The sequence below is a fragment of the Providencia sp. CIM-Carb-044 genome (assembly GCF_033901115.1).
In the GTDB taxonomy this organism is placed as follows: domain Bacteria; phylum Pseudomonadota; class Gammaproteobacteria; order Enterobacterales; family Enterobacteriaceae; genus Providencia; species Providencia hangzhouensis.
The window spans coordinates 234,286-248,819 of sequence record NZ_JAXADV010000005.1; the positions used below are offsets into that span (position 1 = coordinate 234,286).

The 14,534-nt window shown below is 40.4% G+C and carries 14 protein-coding genes; 7 read left to right on the top strand and 7 right to left on the bottom strand.

Annotation, left to right across the window (positions count from 1 at the left end; translation table 11 throughout):
- Positions 1–48 precede the first annotated feature (48 nt).
- Positions 49–1,110, top strand: coding sequence for an NAD(P)H-dependent flavin oxidoreductase (locus SJ312_RS12650; protein ID WP_272574827.1), 1,062 nt, complete (start codon positions 49–51; stop codon positions 1,108–1,110).
- Positions 1,111–1,156: 46 nt separating this feature from the next.
- Here SJ312_RS12650 and yhjD read toward each other — a convergent pair whose 3' ends face one another.
- Positions 1,157–2,149: an inner membrane protein YhjD gene (gene yhjD / locus SJ312_RS12655; protein WP_319867867.1), complete on the bottom strand. Its 993-nt coding sequence runs from the start codon at positions 2,147–2,149 to the stop codon at positions 1,157–1,159.
- Positions 2,150–2,353: 204 nt separating this feature from the next.
- The gene (locus SJ312_RS12660; RefSeq protein WP_036958592.1) at positions 2,354–2,758 is read right to left on the bottom strand and encodes a DUF1090 domain-containing protein; all 405 of its coding nucleotides are present in this window, start codon (positions 2,756–2,758) and stop codon (positions 2,354–2,356) included.
- Positions 2,759–2,991: 233 nt separating this feature from the next.
- Here SJ312_RS12660 and SJ312_RS12665 point away from each other — a divergent pair, with 233 nt between their 5' ends.
- Together SJ312_RS12665 and gorA are read left to right on the top strand one after the other, a co-directional pair.
- Positions 2,992–3,834, top strand: coding sequence for a 23S rRNA (adenine(2030)-N(6))-methyltransferase RlmJ (locus SJ312_RS12665; RefSeq protein ID WP_004262593.1), 843 nt, complete (start codon positions 2,992–2,994; stop codon positions 3,832–3,834).
- A gap of 138 nt (positions 3,835–3,972) precedes the next feature.
- Complete coding sequence (gorA, locus tag SJ312_RS12670) at positions 3,973–5,325, top strand: glutathione-disulfide reductase (RefSeq protein WP_004266020.1); 1,353 nt, start codon at positions 3,973–3,975, stop codon at positions 5,323–5,325.
- Positions 5,326–5,380: 55 nt separating this feature from the next.
- On the opposite strand, the gene SJ312_RS12675 is transcribed toward gorA, so the two are convergent.
- From SJ312_RS12675 to mobA, 4 genes are all read right to left on the bottom strand, one after another.
- Positions 5,381–5,980 carry a glutathione S-transferase family protein gene (locus SJ312_RS12675; protein WP_319867871.1) on the bottom strand — a complete coding sequence of 200 codons (600 nt, stop codon included), beginning with the start codon at positions 5,978–5,980 and terminating at the stop codon, positions 5,381–5,383.
- 49 nt (positions 5,981–6,029) lie between these two features.
- On the bottom strand, positions 6,030–6,728 hold the full coding sequence (locus SJ312_RS12680; protein WP_004262584.1) for a helix-turn-helix transcriptional regulator: 699 nt from the start codon (positions 6,726–6,728) through the stop codon (positions 6,030–6,032).
- Between the two features lie 77 nt (positions 6,729–6,805).
- Complete coding sequence (gene mobB, locus SJ312_RS12685) at positions 6,806–7,324, bottom strand: molybdopterin-guanine dinucleotide biosynthesis protein MobB (protein WP_096863562.1); 519 nt, start codon at positions 7,322–7,324, stop codon at positions 6,806–6,808.
- Complete coding sequence (gene mobA, locus SJ312_RS12690) at positions 7,321–7,914, bottom strand: molybdenum cofactor guanylyltransferase MobA (RefSeq protein ID WP_094960789.1); 594 nt, start codon at positions 7,912–7,914, stop codon at positions 7,321–7,323. The genes mobB and mobA overlap by 4 nt, the downstream gene beginning before the upstream one ends.
- A 216-nt stretch (positions 7,915–8,130) precedes the next feature.
- Here mobA and SJ312_RS12695 point away from each other — a divergent pair, with 216 nt between their 5' ends.
- The 4 genes from SJ312_RS12695 (at position 8,131) to polA (ending at position 13,247) form a co-directional block, all read left to right on the top strand.
- Positions 8,131–8,400 carry a YihD family protein gene (locus tag SJ312_RS12695; RefSeq protein WP_004262581.1) on the top strand — a complete coding sequence of 90 codons (270 nt, stop codon included), beginning with the start codon at positions 8,131–8,133 and terminating at the stop codon, positions 8,398–8,400.
- 6 nt (positions 8,401–8,406) lie between these two features.
- On the top strand, positions 8,407–9,402 hold the full coding sequence (locus SJ312_RS12700) for a serine/threonine protein kinase (protein ID WP_282554683.1): 996 nt from the start codon (positions 8,407–8,409) through the stop codon (positions 9,400–9,402).
- 33 nt (positions 9,403–9,435) lie between these two features.
- Entirely contained in the window at positions 9,436–10,056 is a 621-nt protein-coding gene (gene dsbA / locus SJ312_RS12705) for a thiol:disulfide interchange protein DsbA (RefSeq protein ID WP_004262579.1), read from the top strand.
- A gap of 398 nt (positions 10,057–10,454) precedes the next feature.
- Positions 10,455–13,247, top strand: a complete 2,793-nt coding sequence (gene polA / locus SJ312_RS12710) for a DNA polymerase I (protein ID WP_319867876.1) — start codon at positions 10,455–10,457, stop codon at positions 13,245–13,247.
- Between the two features lie 526 nt (positions 13,248–13,773).
- Here the strand turns inward: polA and yihA are convergent.
- Positions 13,774–14,385: a ribosome biogenesis GTP-binding protein YihA/YsxC gene (yihA, locus tag SJ312_RS12715; protein WP_036958591.1), complete on the bottom strand. Its 612-nt coding sequence runs from the start codon at positions 14,383–14,385 to the stop codon at positions 13,774–13,776.
- Positions 14,386–14,534: the final 149 nt, after the last annotated feature.

Sequence of the window (14,534 nt, forward strand, 5' to 3'; positions counted from 1 at the left end):
AATATAAGAACATAAAATGTACCCAGACATTGAAGTAAAGGAAATAACATGAATAGCTCGAATATATTTCTACAACGGTTAGGTTTGCGTTATCCCATTATACAAGCCCCAATGGCGGGAGTTTCTACTCCGGCGCTAGCCGCTGCGGTTTCAGAAGCTGGAGGGCTTGGCTCACTAGGCCTAGGCGCAAATTCAGTAGAACAAGCTCGCCAATTGATTACTCAAACACAAGCACTGACAAGTAAAGCATTCAATGTCAATTTATTCTGCCATTTACCTGCGAAACGTCATCCTGATAATGAACTGGCATGGAGCCAGTATTTAGCGCCTTATTTCGCTCAATTTAATGAGACTCCTCCTACCTATCTCAATGAAATTTATCACACTTTTTTAGATAACTCAGAAATGTTATCTATGTTACTTGAAACAAAACCTGCGGTAGTGAGTTTTCATTTTAATATTCCATCCATCGAGGTGGTACAGCAATTGAAACAACATGGTATTTATACCATGGCGACGGCAACGAATTTACAAGAAGCACAACAAATTGAATTGGCTGGAATTGATGCTGTTGTTGCACAAGGTATTGAAGCGGGAGGGCATCGAGGCATGTTTGATTTGCAGGCTTTAGATGAAGAACTCACTACTTATGAATTAGTGACATTAATCTCTCAACATATTGATTTACCTGTAATTGCAGCGGGTGGCATAATGGATGGGCAAGCTATCAATAGGGCTTTAGAGTGCGGTGCTGCTGCCGCTCAATTAGGCACTGCATTTTTGCTTTGCCCTGAATCTGCCGCGAACGCAGGCTATCGGGCTAAGATCAAATCGCAAACAGCGGATCACACTCAACTAACTTCTGCAATTTCAGGGCGCCCAGCGAGAGGGATTATTAATCAATTTATTCGAGCAGGTAACGGCTATGAGACAAGTCAATTACCTGATTATCCATTGGTTTATGATATTGGTAAGCAGCTCAATGCAGCAGCAATGAAGTTAGGTAGTGATGAGTTTGCGGCATATTGGGCGGGGCAGAATGTGGCGAAAGCTCGTGAGATGTCTGCGTCTTTATTGGTTAGAACGTTGGCAGAAGAAATGAAACGCTAGTTTTAAACAGTGGTAGGGCGGTTTGTCTTACCGCCCCAGTAAGTTGTTATTTAATTATTTCGTTATCCAATGAACCTTTTGGCTCATCAGTCGCTATCCAAGCTGCACAAAATAAGGTTAAACGCGCAAAGAAGTAAAAGAATGCCATTAGGCCAAGCACTGAACCAAACGCGGCTCCAGAAGGTGACGAGGCAAGGTTAGGTAAAATCCATGTCATGATGGATTTAATGATTTCAAACCCAATAGCTGCAAGCAATGTTCCTTTAAATAGTGACCTGCGGCGATGCTGCATACGCGGTAGGATCCAAAAAATCCATAAAAATAGTAGGAAATTAGCTGTAATTGATATTGTTAAACCAATCAGTGTCCAAGCAGGTTTAAGCCATTCTATACCATCTAACCCAAGCGTACTGACAATCGTTGCTTGTGCAGAGCCAGCAACAGAGGTAAGTGTAATTGTCACAATTAAGGCAATAAGTAGGCCAATTAAGGCAAAGAAGTCGCGAATGTAGCGGAAAATAATATTTTCATGTTCATCTTCATTACGTTCCCATACAGAACGTGATTGTGCCAAAATAGCTAAACGTAAGTTATTAACCCATTTAACCCCTGAGTACACGGCTAAAGCCAACCCTGTCAGCCCAACTGTCGTACGTTGGCGGATTGCGGTGTCTATTGTTCTTTCTAATGTATTTGCGAGCGTAGGGTCAGTAATATTTGCAGAAATTCCACGAACTAATTTTTCAAGCAATTCAGGATTACTGGCTAATACAAAACCGGCAGCGGCGAATGAAAACATTAAAACGGGAATTAAAGAGAGAAAGGAGAAATAGGTAATTGCAGCCCCAAACTGGTTCCCCATTCGGTCATTAAAACGTTGCACGGTACGAATGATGTGAGCAATAAAAGGAATTGCACAAATAAAGTTCACAACTCGCATTGAGAAGGTCACTGCTTTTTTACTGCCATCAATACTTTTATTCAGTGTCGCTTTCAGTTTATTAGTATCTTTCTGTTCTTCTTCCTGCGTATTCGACATTTAATCCCCTTTTCCCGCAACTAAAAGTTGTCTGACTTTTCGACCTATTTAATGCCTATAAATGAATGATATGCATAATACTATAGCTTAAATTGGACAATAACTTCATCCCAATGACTGTTTTAAGAGACAAATAGTCATTGGAACGTTTGTTTAAAGTCAAAGCAACTGGTTAATTAATCAGAGGAAAAGGGGCGTTAGAAATTAAAGCGCATCTTTATAAACTTGCAGTTCAGCTTGGGCTTCTTTTAATTCTGCTTGAGCTTCTGCGAGTTTTCTTTCACGTTTTTTAATTTTACTACTGTCATCGCCTTTTAATTTTTCTTCCTGCAGCTCAGCTTCGCGTTCCTGCACTTTTTCTGTTTTCTCAGCTACATCTTTTTGACTATCACGATATAAAGATTCTGGAGTGCAATAACGATTCACATTATCTAATGCTTCTTCTAAGCCTTTAACTCGATGCTGATTACCATGTTGTTTTGCGTAATCAATTTGTTCTTGAATGCGTTGTTTCTTTATTTCGCAGCCATTTTGTGTTTTTGCTGCCATTACTGATGCGCTAGCAAAAAAGGAAATACAAATACTAGTTGTAAGGAGTAGTTTATTCATCATTTACCTCTGTTTATTTTAAAATTTGTGTTTAGGATAGCGTTTTATTTCTTTTCAGTCATGTGAATTTTAACACAGCTATGGTTATGACATTTGTAGCCAATTTTAGCTATAATGACGCGGATGAATAAATCCGGTCTATTTTTTGTTCAAAAGGGCTATCTTTAAAGAACCTATTTAATAATAGTCATCTTAGTGGCTAGTATTGAATTTCCTCAGGAAACAAACGTTACATGTTAAGTTATCGTCACAGCTTTCACGCAGGCAACCATGCTGATGTGTTAAAACACACAGTACAGAGCTTGATCATTGAATCTCTGAAAGAGAAAGAAAAACCGTTTCTGTATTTAGATACACATTCAGGTGCTGGCCGTTATCAATTAACGGGGGAACATGCAGAAAAAACAGGTGAATATCTTGAAGGGATTGCGCGTATTTGGGAGCAACCTGATTTGCCTGAGGAATTATTGCCGTATATGAATATTGTGCGCCAATTGAATGATAATGGGCGTTTACGCTATTACCCGGGTTCACCATTATTAGCAAAATATTTATTACGTGAACACGATAAGCTGGTATTAACTGAACTACATTCGAGCGATTATCCATTATTACGTACAGAATTTTCACGGGATAACCGCGCGCAAGTTTTCAAGGAAGACGGCTATCAACAGCTAAAATCGAAATTACCCCCACAGAGTCGACGTGGCTTTGCGCTGATGGACCCTCCTTATGAGATGAAGACGGATTATGAAGCGGTCGTGAAAGGGGTGGTGGAAGGCTATAAACGCTTTGCAACAGGAACATATGCAATTTGGTATCCTGTTGTATTACGTCAACAAATTAAGCGTATGGTCAATCAATTAGAAGCAACAGGCATTCGTAAAATATTACAAATTGAATTGGCGGTACGTCCTGATAGCGACCAACGTGGGATGACGGCATCCGGTATGATAGTGATCAACCCACCTTGGAAACTTGAGCAGCAAATGAAGAATGTGCTGCCATGGTTACATAAAACACTCGTCCCAGAAGGCACTGGGCATACGTTAGTTGAGTGGATTGTGCCAGAGTAAACTGTATTTTTGATAGGTAATACCGATTAAATTAACAGGTGTTATCTATCGTAAAGCGCTATTTATGCCATGACAATCAATAGCATGATGCGAGAAAATGCATTCATAAATCATTCAATCAATGGGAATAACCAAATTATGAGCAAACATTACGACTATATCGCAATTGGTGGCGGAAGCGGTGGTATTGCGTCGATGAACCGTGCAGCAATGTATGGGCAAAAATGTGCCTTAATTGAGGCGAAAGCATTAGGTGGGACTTGTGTTAACGTGGGCTGCGTACCGAAAAAGGTGATGTGGCATGCGGCACAAATCTCGGAAGCTATTCGCAATTATGGCCCTGATTATGGTTTTGATGCGACAATTAATCGTTTTGATTGGAAAACACTTATTGATAGTCGTACTGCTTATATTGACCGAATTCACCAGTCTTATGACCGTGTCTTAGGGAATAATAAAGTTGATGTCATCAATGGTTTTGCACGTTTTATTGATGCCCATACTGTTGAGGTAAATGGTGAAACCTACACGGCAGACCATATTTTGATTGCAACTGGCGGGCGTCCAGTGATCCCTGCTATCCCAGGTGCAGAATATGGCATGACTTCTGATGGCTTCTTTGAACTTGAAGCATTGCCAAAACGTGTTGCGGTTGTGGGTGCCGGTTATATTGCCGTTGAACTTGCTGGTGTATTAAATGGTTTAGGCGCAGAGGCGCATTTATTTGTGCGTAAACATGCCCCGTTACGTTCATTTGACCCACTGATTGTCGAAACATTAGTGGAAGTCATGAATACGGAAGGCCCTAAACTGCATACGGAATCAATTCCAAAAGAAGTCGTGAAAAATGCAGATGGTTCACTGACATTAAAATTGGAAAATGGCCAAGAACAAACCGTCGATGCATTAATTTGGGCTATTGGTCGTGAACCAATGACAGATAACCTGAATATTGAAGCCACAGGCGTCGCACTGAATGAAAAAGGTTATATCAAGGTTGATAAATACCAAAATACCAATGTACCGGGTGTCTATGCGGTTGGTGATAACACTGGCGCGGTTGAGTTAACTCCTGTAGCGGTTGCGGCTGGTCGTCGTTTATCTGAACGTTTATTTAATAATAAACCGGATGAACACTTAGATTACAGTAATATCCCAACAGTGGTGTTCTCACACCCTCCAATTGGTACTGTCGGTTTAACTGAACCAGAAGCGATTGAAAAATATGGTGCTGATAAAGTGAAATGTTATAAATCATCTTTCACTGCAATGTATACCGCCGTCACTTCACACCGTCAACCTTGCCGTATGAAATTAGTTTGTGTTGGTGAAGATGAAAAAATCGTTGGCATCCATGGTATTGGTTTCGGAATGGATGAAATCCTACAAGGTTTTGCGGTTGCATTAAAAATGGGTGCAACCAAAAAAGACTTTGATAATACGGTGGCTATTCACCCAACAGCGGCAGAAGAATTTGTGACAATGCGTTAAGCATGGGTTATCTAAAATTAAAAGCTAAGTTCATCTGAACTTAGCTTTTTTTGTATTATTTTGCCAACAGCTCTGCAATCGCAGGAATGACTGCTAAGCTATCAAGGTATTTTTTCATCGCAGGAGTCGTTTCCATGATTTGGTATTTGACTAAAAATATGACAAACGCCCCGACATACACATCCACTGCGGTAAATTGCTCACCACAAATAAACGGTTTAGCGTTATTTAAGCCGATTTCTAAGCAAGCCATGGTGCGTTCGACAGAACCAAAACCAGAAGATTTTTGCTGCTCTTCATCTAATCGAATACCTAAGTTATTGATAGTGAATGCAGATTCAATGGGCCCTGCAGTAAATAGGAACCAGCGATAATAATCTGCACGTTTAGGGTCATTCAATGCAGGCGCTAAGCCTTTTTCAATAAATTTATCGGCTAGATAGAGACAAATCGCCGCCGTTTCCGTCACAATCGCATCACCATCAACAAGTGTGGGAACTTTCGCCATCGGATTAATTGCAAGATATTCAGCCGTATGCATATCTGCACCATAACCTAATTCAATACGCTTGTAAGGAACATCTAAAATTTTTAATAGTAGGTCGACCGTGTTGCCACGTGACATTGAATTAGTAAAAAGAACCAGTTCGCTCATGGTGATTTCCTTATATGAAGTTGAGTGCTTACTATAAGGGAGTGGAGTGTCAGAAATTGTCAGGAGAGACGCACAATACTTCTTTTTGCCAGCGCTCTAGTAGGTAATTTTTGGGGTAAGGTAGTTTATCTGAAAGTGCATGATAAGACTGAATGCGGTCTAAACGAAAATGGCGGTAACTTTCACGTAATTCACACCAAGCGGCTAATACTTGGGAATCTTTCATATAACCAATGGCAATTGGCCAAATAATTCGTTCACTAGGTTGATTTTGCCCATCAAGGTAAGTCATTTTGGCTTTGCATTCTTCTCGTAAACTTAAACGTAAGTCTTTAACAATGACGTCATTAATTTCATAGAAATGTGTGGTGGGGGCAAATAAGGTATTTTGATTTAGGATTTTCTGTGAATGACCTGCAACTACAGCATTAATTTTGCTTATCGCCCGTATTGCTGAGTTTTTTAGTTCAGTGTCTGCGTTACTTTTTACCCAACGTAAACCTAATATTAAGGCTTCAAGTTCATTTTCATCGAAAGCTAAAGGCGGTAGTAATAGTCCCGTTTTTAATTGGTAACCAATACCGGCTTCCCCGATAATTTCAGCACCTTGATCACGCAGGGATTCAATATCTCGATAGATAGAACGCACGCTGACTTGCAGTTGTGATGAAAGTGCTTCAGCCGTAATAGGATAGCGATTTTCTTTGAGTATCTGCAATAGGGTCAGTAAACGTTGAGTACGGGTCATGAGTGTTTTTAGGTTATTGTGAATGAATCTCTAAATTGCGTCTATTTTATCTAAACGATAGACGCAATATCAGACAGTTACTTGCTTTTTTGCCACCAAGACACAATGTAATCTGCGATTTGTTCTGGGTTATTGATATCTAATTGTGGCACGTTGGTATCAATGATTTCATCACTGGCAACAGCCACCACATAGTTATCTATCAAACCGTTGAGAGGTTTGCCCACTTCAGAGCGAAATAATGCGATTTTATCGATCGGTTCGTGCTTAAAGCCCTCAACTAAAATCAGATCTAATGTTGTGTGATCGAAACGACTGGCTAAATAGTGTAGATCCATTTCATTAGCTTCGGGGGTTTCGGTCATCAGCGCCCAGCGCTTTTCACTGGCAACAAGCGTTTGGTTTGCGCCAGCTTTACGTAATTCAAAACTGTCTTTGCCCGGTTTATCCACTTCCATGTCATGGTGAGTGTGCTTAATTAAACCAACACGAACGTTACGCAGCTTAAGCAGAGGGATAACTTTTTTTAATAAAGTCGTTTTTCCTGTGCCGCTATAAGCGGTAATTCCAAGTAGGGGTAGAGTATTTTGCTTCATAATTCTTTTTGTTGTAACTCCCAGTTACGGCTATCTTCCAGTGTATTAAGATTCGCAAATGAACCCGATTCGGGTGAGAAAATAACACCTTTTGCATTAATTTCATGCATAAAGAGCATTAATTTACGGTCACCTCTTGCAAGGTAATCATCAAGTTGAGCTTTTAGTGAGCGATGCAATAAAGCAAACGTAGGGTGCTCTCGTTCTGTATCACAAGCGTAGCAGGCTAAATGTTTTTCTTTCTCATTGAACATTTTTTCCGCTAAATTGAGAGGGAAAGCAGGAACATCGCAAGGCACAAACAGTAACCAATCTGTTTTGGCATGGTGTAAAGCCGCTTGCATTCCTGCTAATGGGCCAGAAAAATGGTTATTTAAATCAGAGATAACCGTCAATTGGCTTTCGCTGTAACGTGCCTGATTACGGTTTGCATTGATGAGTACTTCGCCAACTTGGGGTTGTAAGCGTGCTAAAATATGTTGATAGAGCGGCTTTCCCGATAAAAGTACCAATCCCTTATCTTGACCACCCATTCGAGAGCCTCGGCCACCAGCAAGTATCACACCCGTTATTAACTGACGAAATGACATGTTCAATATCCTTGAATATCTTCAAGAAAATGTTTCAACATTCCTAGAAAACACTTTCGAGTATAGTAATTACTAAAATTTATTCTATTTTGCTATAAAATCAATGAATATTCGTGCGTATTGCAGTTAAACTTTACGTAGATTGACAACAGTTCGCTTTTTCTCTTGTATGATTATTGGTAACTTGTATCGAATATTCGTGATAAAGGAATAAACATGAAATGCCATCGCTTAAATGAAGTTATTGAGCTTCTGCATCCTGTCTGGAAAGATAATTCAGATTTAAACTTGGTAGAATTATTGCAAAAACTGGCTGATGAAGCAGGTTTTAAAGGCAGTTTATCTGAGTTAACAGATGATGTGCTAATTTATCATTTAAAAATGCGTGGTTCGGATAGCAATGAAGCGATCCCGGGTTTAAAAAAAGATTATGAAGATGACTTTAAAACCGCTATTTTGCGTGCCCGTGGCATTATTAAAGACTAAAACGCGATGGACGAAATAGAACATTCGAATTTCCATTTTAGTGGAATCTCCCCTGACTTAATTTTAGACGCCTTAATGGAAGTCGGGGTTTACCCCGAATCAGGTCTGCTTGAATTAAATAGCTACGAAAATCGGGTTTATCAATTCCAAGACGAAAATCGGCAACGTTATGTGGTTAAATTTTATCGTCCTGAGCGTTGGAACCGTTCACAAATTCAAGAAGAGCACGATTTCACTTTAGAGCTTCGAGATGAAGGGCTGTCTGTCGCAGCGCCTCTTGAGTTTGCTGGGCAAACGGTATTGGAGTTTGGTGGGTTTATATTTGCAATTTTTCCGAGTATCGGTGGCAGACAATATGAAACAGATAACTTGTTTCAATTAGAAAGTGTAGGCCATTTGCTAGGACGTATACACCAAATTGGCCAGCGTAAAAACTTTGCATTTCGTCCGACAATGGGTCTTGATGAGTATTTGGCACAGCCTCGCCAAGTGATAGCCTCAAGCCCTTTGATTGCAGAACGCTATAAATCTCAATTTATAGAGTCTTTAGATGCATTGATTGCACAAGTAAAATTACACTGGACTGACTCAATTTCATCTATTCGCCTACAAGGTGATTGCCACCCAGGCAATATTCTGTGGCGCGATGAAGCTTGGCTGGTGGATTTTGATGACGCCCGAAATGGGCCTGCAATCCAAGACCTTTGGATGCTACTTAATGGTTCTCGCCAAGAACAAGTCATTCAATTGGATACGTTATTAGATACGTATAATGAGTTTTGTGATTTTGATGTAAAACAGCTGAAGCTGATTGAACCTCTTAGAGCAATGCGTATGGTACATTACCTCGGGTGGATTATCCGCCGCTGGCAAGACCCTGCGTTTCCTCGAGCATTTTCATGGCTACAAGCTGATGATTTTTGGCAAAAACAATCGCTCGAATTTAATCAACAGATTGAACGGTTGCAAGACGCCCCTTTGCAGTTAACCCCTCAGTTTTAACTTTTAAGTTTTTGTTTTTGGAGAATGTAGTCTATGAAAAAAATTATGTTGGCTTTGCTTGGTATTGCCATGTCTTTTAGTGCTGCAGCGGCAAACTACACGGAAGGTAAAGAGTATACTGATGTTAAAGCTGTACCAAATTTACCTCAAGTTCTGGAGTTCTTCTCATTTTATTGCCCACACTGCTATCAATTTGAGAGCGTGTATAAAGTGCCTCAAACGGTAGAGAAAAACTTACCAGAAGGCGTGAAAATGGAGCGTTATCACGTTGATTTTCTTGGTCCTTTAGGTGCCGATTTAACTCAAGCTTGGGCCGTTGCGATTGTCTTGAAAGCAGAAGATAAAGTCACACCTATCCTGTTTGAAGGTATCCAAAAAACGCAAACTATCAACAGTAAAGCAGATATCCGTAATGCCTTTATCAAAGCAGGTATTTCTGGTGAAGAGTATGATGCAGCTTTAAACAGCTTCGTTGTGAAATCTATCGTTGCGAAACAGCAAAATGCAGCGCAAGACTTAAAACTACGCGGTGTTCCTGCATTATTTGTTGATGGTAAATACCAAGTTCGTAATAACGGCATCTCAGTTGATAACGCAGCGGACTACGGCAAAGAGTTCTCTAATGTTGTGAACTTCTTAGTAAATAAAAAATAATCGTAAATAGACGGTGGTATACTCGCCATCGTCTCTTTTTTTCTATTAATATCCACAATTCAAAGACTTTCTCTCACCTGTATTAAACCCATTCAATTATGCGCTAACCCATTGATTTTACTTTTCTGTTTATATTGTTAATATTCATATTACCTGTTGAATTTACTGAGTAACACAAATTTACACACAAGCTTATCCACAGGATGTTAGCCAGATACTTAGTTAATCGGCGTGATTAATTTTAATTAACTGTAATTAATGGTGTACTTATAATAGTGGATGATTTGGTGTGTTTTTAATTATCTAACTAAGCGGAATATAAAACTTGGGATGTATCTGAGGCCACATTATGGCATCCTATTGGTATTCGTTCCTGACTAAAAAGATGATGACAGATTATGGCTCAGATTGCAGAAAACCCTCTTATTTTGGTTGATGGTTCCTCTTACCTATACCGTGCTTACCATGCATTCCCTCCACTGACCAATAGTGCTGGTGAGCCTACAGGGGCAATGTATGGCGTGCTTAATATGCTACGTAGTTTAATTATGCAGTATAAACCTAGCCATGTAGCGGTTGTCTTTGATGCGAAGGGAAAAACATTTCGTGATGAATTGTTTGAAAGCTATAAGTCACATCGCCCACCTATGCCTGATGATTTACGCGCTCAAATCGCCCCATTACATGAAATGGTGGAAGCGATGGGCTTGCCTTTACTGGTGGTTTCAGGAGTGGAAGCCGATGACGTCATCGGGACATTAGCCTGTGAAGCAAGCCGAAAAGGTATGCCAGTGCTAATTAGTACGGGCGATAAAGATATGGCGCAATTAGTTGAGCCTAACATTACGCTCATCAATACCATGAATAACACTATTCTAGGGCCTGATGAAGTCAAAGAAAAATACGGTGTTCCCCCTGAACTTATCATCGACTTTTTAGCATTAATGGGGGATTCGTCAGATAATATTCCTGGGGTGCCTGGCGTTGGTGAAAAAACAGCACTCGCTTTACTGCAAGGTATTGGTAGCTTAGAAGCAATTTATAATGACCTTGAGGCTATTGCCCCGTTAGGTTTTAGAGGTTCTAAAACGTTAGCCCCTAAAATGGCGGAAAACCGTGATGTTGCTTTTTTATCATACCAATTAGCGACGATTAAAACGGATGTTGAGCTGGAAAAAACGTGTGAAGAGCTACAAGTTGCTCAGCCAGATGTGGATAAACTGCATCAATTATTTAGCCGTTATGAATTTAAACGTTGGCTAGCCGATGTTGAAAATGGGACTTGGATGGAGGATAAAGGCTCAAGTGCGAAACCTAGCCCAACACCAGCAGCGTCACCTGTGAAGCCATCAAACCCAACTGTGCCAACATTGTGTGCCGAAAATTACCAAACGATTCTAGAAAAAGCCGATTTAGAGCGCTGGGTTGAAAAATTAAGCAAAGCATCATTATTTGCTTTTGATACTGAAACCGATAGTTTAGATACCCAAGAAGCTCGTTTAGTGGGGATGTCATTTGCAATTGAGCCGGGGCATGCCGCTTATTTGCCATTAGGTCACGATTACCTTGATGCGCCAGTACAGCTTCCTCTGGAAGAGGTTTTGGGACTTATGAAGCCTATCCTTGAGAGTGAAAATATCCTCAAAATTGGCCAAAACTTGAAGTATGATGCAGAAGTCCTTGAAAACTATGATATTGAATTAAAAGGTATTGGTTATGACACCATGCTGGAATCGTATGTGTTAAACAGTGTTGCGGGGATGGGACGCCATGATATGGACAGCTTGGCCGATCGCCATTTGAACCATAAAACCGTGAGCTTTGAAGAAATTGCAGGTAAGGGCAAAAAACAGCTGACATTTAACCAAATTGCTTTAGAAGAAGCCGCTAATTATGCGGCGGAAGATGCAGATGTCACGCTATTACTGCATCAAGCGTTATATCCACAATTAGAGGCTGAACCTAAGCTTAATCACATTTTCCAGAATATTGAAATGCCACTTGTACCTGTGTTAGTCCGAATGGAGCGTAAAGGTGTTCTAATTGATGCTAACGTGCTTGCTGCGCAGTCAAAAGTGATTACCGCTCGTTTAGCTGAACTGGAAAAGGAAGCTTTTGAGCTTGCGGGGGAGGAGTTTAACCTCGCTTCACCAAAACAATTACAAACGATTTTATTCGAAAAATTGCAGTTGCCAGTGATAAAGAAAACGCCAAGTGGGGCAGCATCGACGAATGAGGAAGTGCTTGAAGAATTAGCGCTAAACCATGCATTGCCAAAATTGTTGCTTGAGCACCGTAGTTTAGCCAAATTAAAATCCACGTATACGGATAAACTGCCACTCATGATTAACCCGCGTACTCAGCGTGTTCATACTTCTTACCACCAAGCAGTTACAGCAACGGGGCGTTTATCTTCTCGAGATCCTAACCTACAAAATATTCCAGTTAGAACGGAAGAAGGTCGCCGGATCCGCCAAGCCTTTATCGCGCGTGAAGGCTACAAAGTGATGGCAGCGGACTATTCACAAATTGAATTACGTATTATGGCGCATTTATCTCAAGATAAAGGCCTATTAACTGCGTTTGCGGAAGGGAAAGATATCCATAAAGCGACAGCCGCTGAAGTCTTTGGTGTACCACTGGAACAAGTCACCAGTGACCAACGCCGTAGTGCCAAGGCGATTAACTTCGGGCTTATCTATGGCATGAGTGCATTTGGTTTAGCACGTCAATTAGGGATCCCTCGTGGTGAAGCTCAGCGCTATATGGATCTCTACTTTGAACGCTACCCTGGTGTATTGCGTTATATGGAAAACACACGCTTACAAGCTTCTGAACAAGGCTATGTTGAAACACTTGAAGGCCGTCGCTTATATTTAGCGGATATTAAGTCGAGTAATGGGATGCGCCGTAAAGCGGCAGAACGCGAAGCGATCAACGCCCCAATGCAAGGAACCGCAGCGGACATCATTAAAAAAGCCATGATTGCCGTTGATAATTGGTTGCAAACTGAAAAGCCGCATGCAGATATGCTAATGCAAGTTCACGATGAATTGGTCTTTGAGGTCAAAGAGTCTGAATTAGAGCGTGTTCAAGCTCAGGTCCAGTCATTAATGGAACAAAGCATGAAACTGGACGTGCCATTAAAAGTGGATGTGGGAATTGGTGATAATTGGGATGAAGCCCACTAATTATTAATCATATTGAATATATAAAACCTCCATTATGAAGAGACCCCCAAGAGTTGGATAACCAATTACTGGGGGTTTTTTACGTTTAAGCGAAGGTATAACAGATAATTATGCATTTGAAATTATTAACTAGAAATTCAATATAACTCTGCAATAAATCAATTATTTTTGTGATGACAGTCAAGAAAATGATTAACATTTTTATGCGACATACATCTCATAAATATGTAATTAAAATCCGTTTTTTAGCTTATTTTATTCATACTTCTGTGCTGAATCGTAGAAAGCTTTGAAAAAAAATTACAAAAAGGCTTTTTTTCGAGCGAAAAATAAAGTACATTAATAGGCGTAGGGTACAGAGGTAAGATGTTCTATCTTTCAGACCTTTTACTTCACGTAATCGGATTTAGCTGAATATTAGCTGCTCCAGTCAAGTTTTTTGATTGGAGCATTTTTTTATCTAAAATTCAGTGGATTAGAATACGTAAGGGTGTTATGAGCCATTTCTGACTCACAATAAAAGAAATCAAGCCGGTGTGTTATACCAACTATCTAGCTTAATGCGGAGTTTATCGATACCAATCTTTTTCAGTGCTGAAAAGTATTCGACTTCAATATCCCCTTCAAGTGGAGCCAATGCTTGGCGAACTTCCATCAGTTGTTTTTTTCTTGCTCCAGAGGCCAGTTTGTCTGCTTTTGTGAGTAAAACTAAAACTGGTACATTCATCGCAACAGACCATTCAATCATTTGCATATCGAGGTCTTTTAATGGATGACGGATATCCATTAAGACAACCAGCCCCTTAATGCATTCTCTTTTTTGGAGATATTCCCCGAGTGCTTGTTGCCATTTACGTTTCATTTCTTCAGGAACTTCGGCATAACCATAGCCCGGAAGGTCAACAAGGCGAACGCCTTCCTCAACTTCAAATAGGTTGATTAGCTGAGTTCTTCCTGGTGTTTTACTGGTACGTGCTAAGCTTTTTTGCTGTGTTAATGCGTTTAACGCACTGGATTTCCCCGCATTAGAGCGGCCAGCAAAAGCCACCTCAATTCCAGTATCTTTAGGTAGATGACGGATATCGGGTGCACTGATGACAAACTTTGCCATCTGGTAGTTATGATTTTTAATTGCCATTTGTCGTTCTCCCTGAGTTAGCCTCAAAAGGCTCGGGGATTATAGCTTTGCTTAGCGCTTCCCGACAACTCGAAATCTCCTCTCAACCGCTTTTCTCTTGGAATCAGGTAATATTTTTCCTGTGTTGTGAGCCGCGCAATTGTAATAAT

What these genes read in the sequence shown, in the direction of transcription:
- SJ312_RS12680 (WP_004262584.1), bottom strand. Translation starts at nt 6,728, where the DNA reads ATGACCCGTACTCAACGTTTACTGACCCTATTGCAGATACTCAAAGAA.
- dsbA (WP_004262579.1), top strand. Translation starts at nt 9,436, where the DNA reads ATGAAAAAAATTATGTTGGCTTTGCTTGGTATTGCCATGTCTTTTAGT.
- SJ312_RS12675 (WP_319867871.1), bottom strand. Translation starts at nt 5,980, where the DNA reads ATGAGCGAACTGGTTCTTTTTACTAATTCAATGTCACGTGGCAACACG.
- polA (WP_319867876.1), top strand. Translation starts at nt 10,455, where the DNA reads ATGGCTCAGATTGCAGAAAACCCTCTTATTTTGGTTGATGGTTCCTCT.
- yhjD (WP_319867867.1), bottom strand. Translation starts at nt 2,149, where the DNA reads ATGTCGAATACGCAGGAAGAAGAACAGAAAGATACTAATAAACTGAAA.
- SJ312_RS12700 (WP_282554683.1), top strand. Translation starts at nt 8,407, where the DNA reads ATGGACGAAATAGAACATTCGAATTTCCATTTTAGTGGAATCTCCCCT.
- mobA (WP_094960789.1), bottom strand. Translation starts at nt 7,914, where the DNA reads ATGTCATTTCGTCAGTTAATAACGGGTGTGATACTTGCTGGTGGCCGA.
- gorA (WP_004266020.1), top strand. Translation starts at nt 3,973, where the DNA reads ATGAGCAAACATTACGACTATATCGCAATTGGTGGCGGAAGCGGTGGT.
- mobB (WP_096863562.1), bottom strand. Translation starts at nt 7,324, where the DNA reads ATGAAGCAAAATACTCTACCCCTACTTGGAATTACCGCTTATAGCGGC.
- SJ312_RS12660 (WP_036958592.1), bottom strand. Translation starts at nt 2,758, where the DNA reads ATGAATAAACTACTCCTTACAACTAGTATTTGTATTTCCTTTTTTGCT.
- yihA (WP_036958591.1), bottom strand. Translation starts at nt 14,385, where the DNA reads ATGGCAATTAAAAATCATAACTACCAGATGGCAAAGTTTGTCATCAGT.
- SJ312_RS12665 (WP_004262593.1), top strand. Translation starts at nt 2,992, where the DNA reads ATGTTAAGTTATCGTCACAGCTTTCACGCAGGCAACCATGCTGATGTG.
- SJ312_RS12695 (WP_004262581.1), top strand. Translation starts at nt 8,131, where the DNA reads ATGAAATGCCATCGCTTAAATGAAGTTATTGAGCTTCTGCATCCTGTC.
- SJ312_RS12650 (WP_272574827.1), top strand. Translation starts at nt 49, where the DNA reads ATGAATAGCTCGAATATATTTCTACAACGGTTAGGTTTGCGTTATCCC.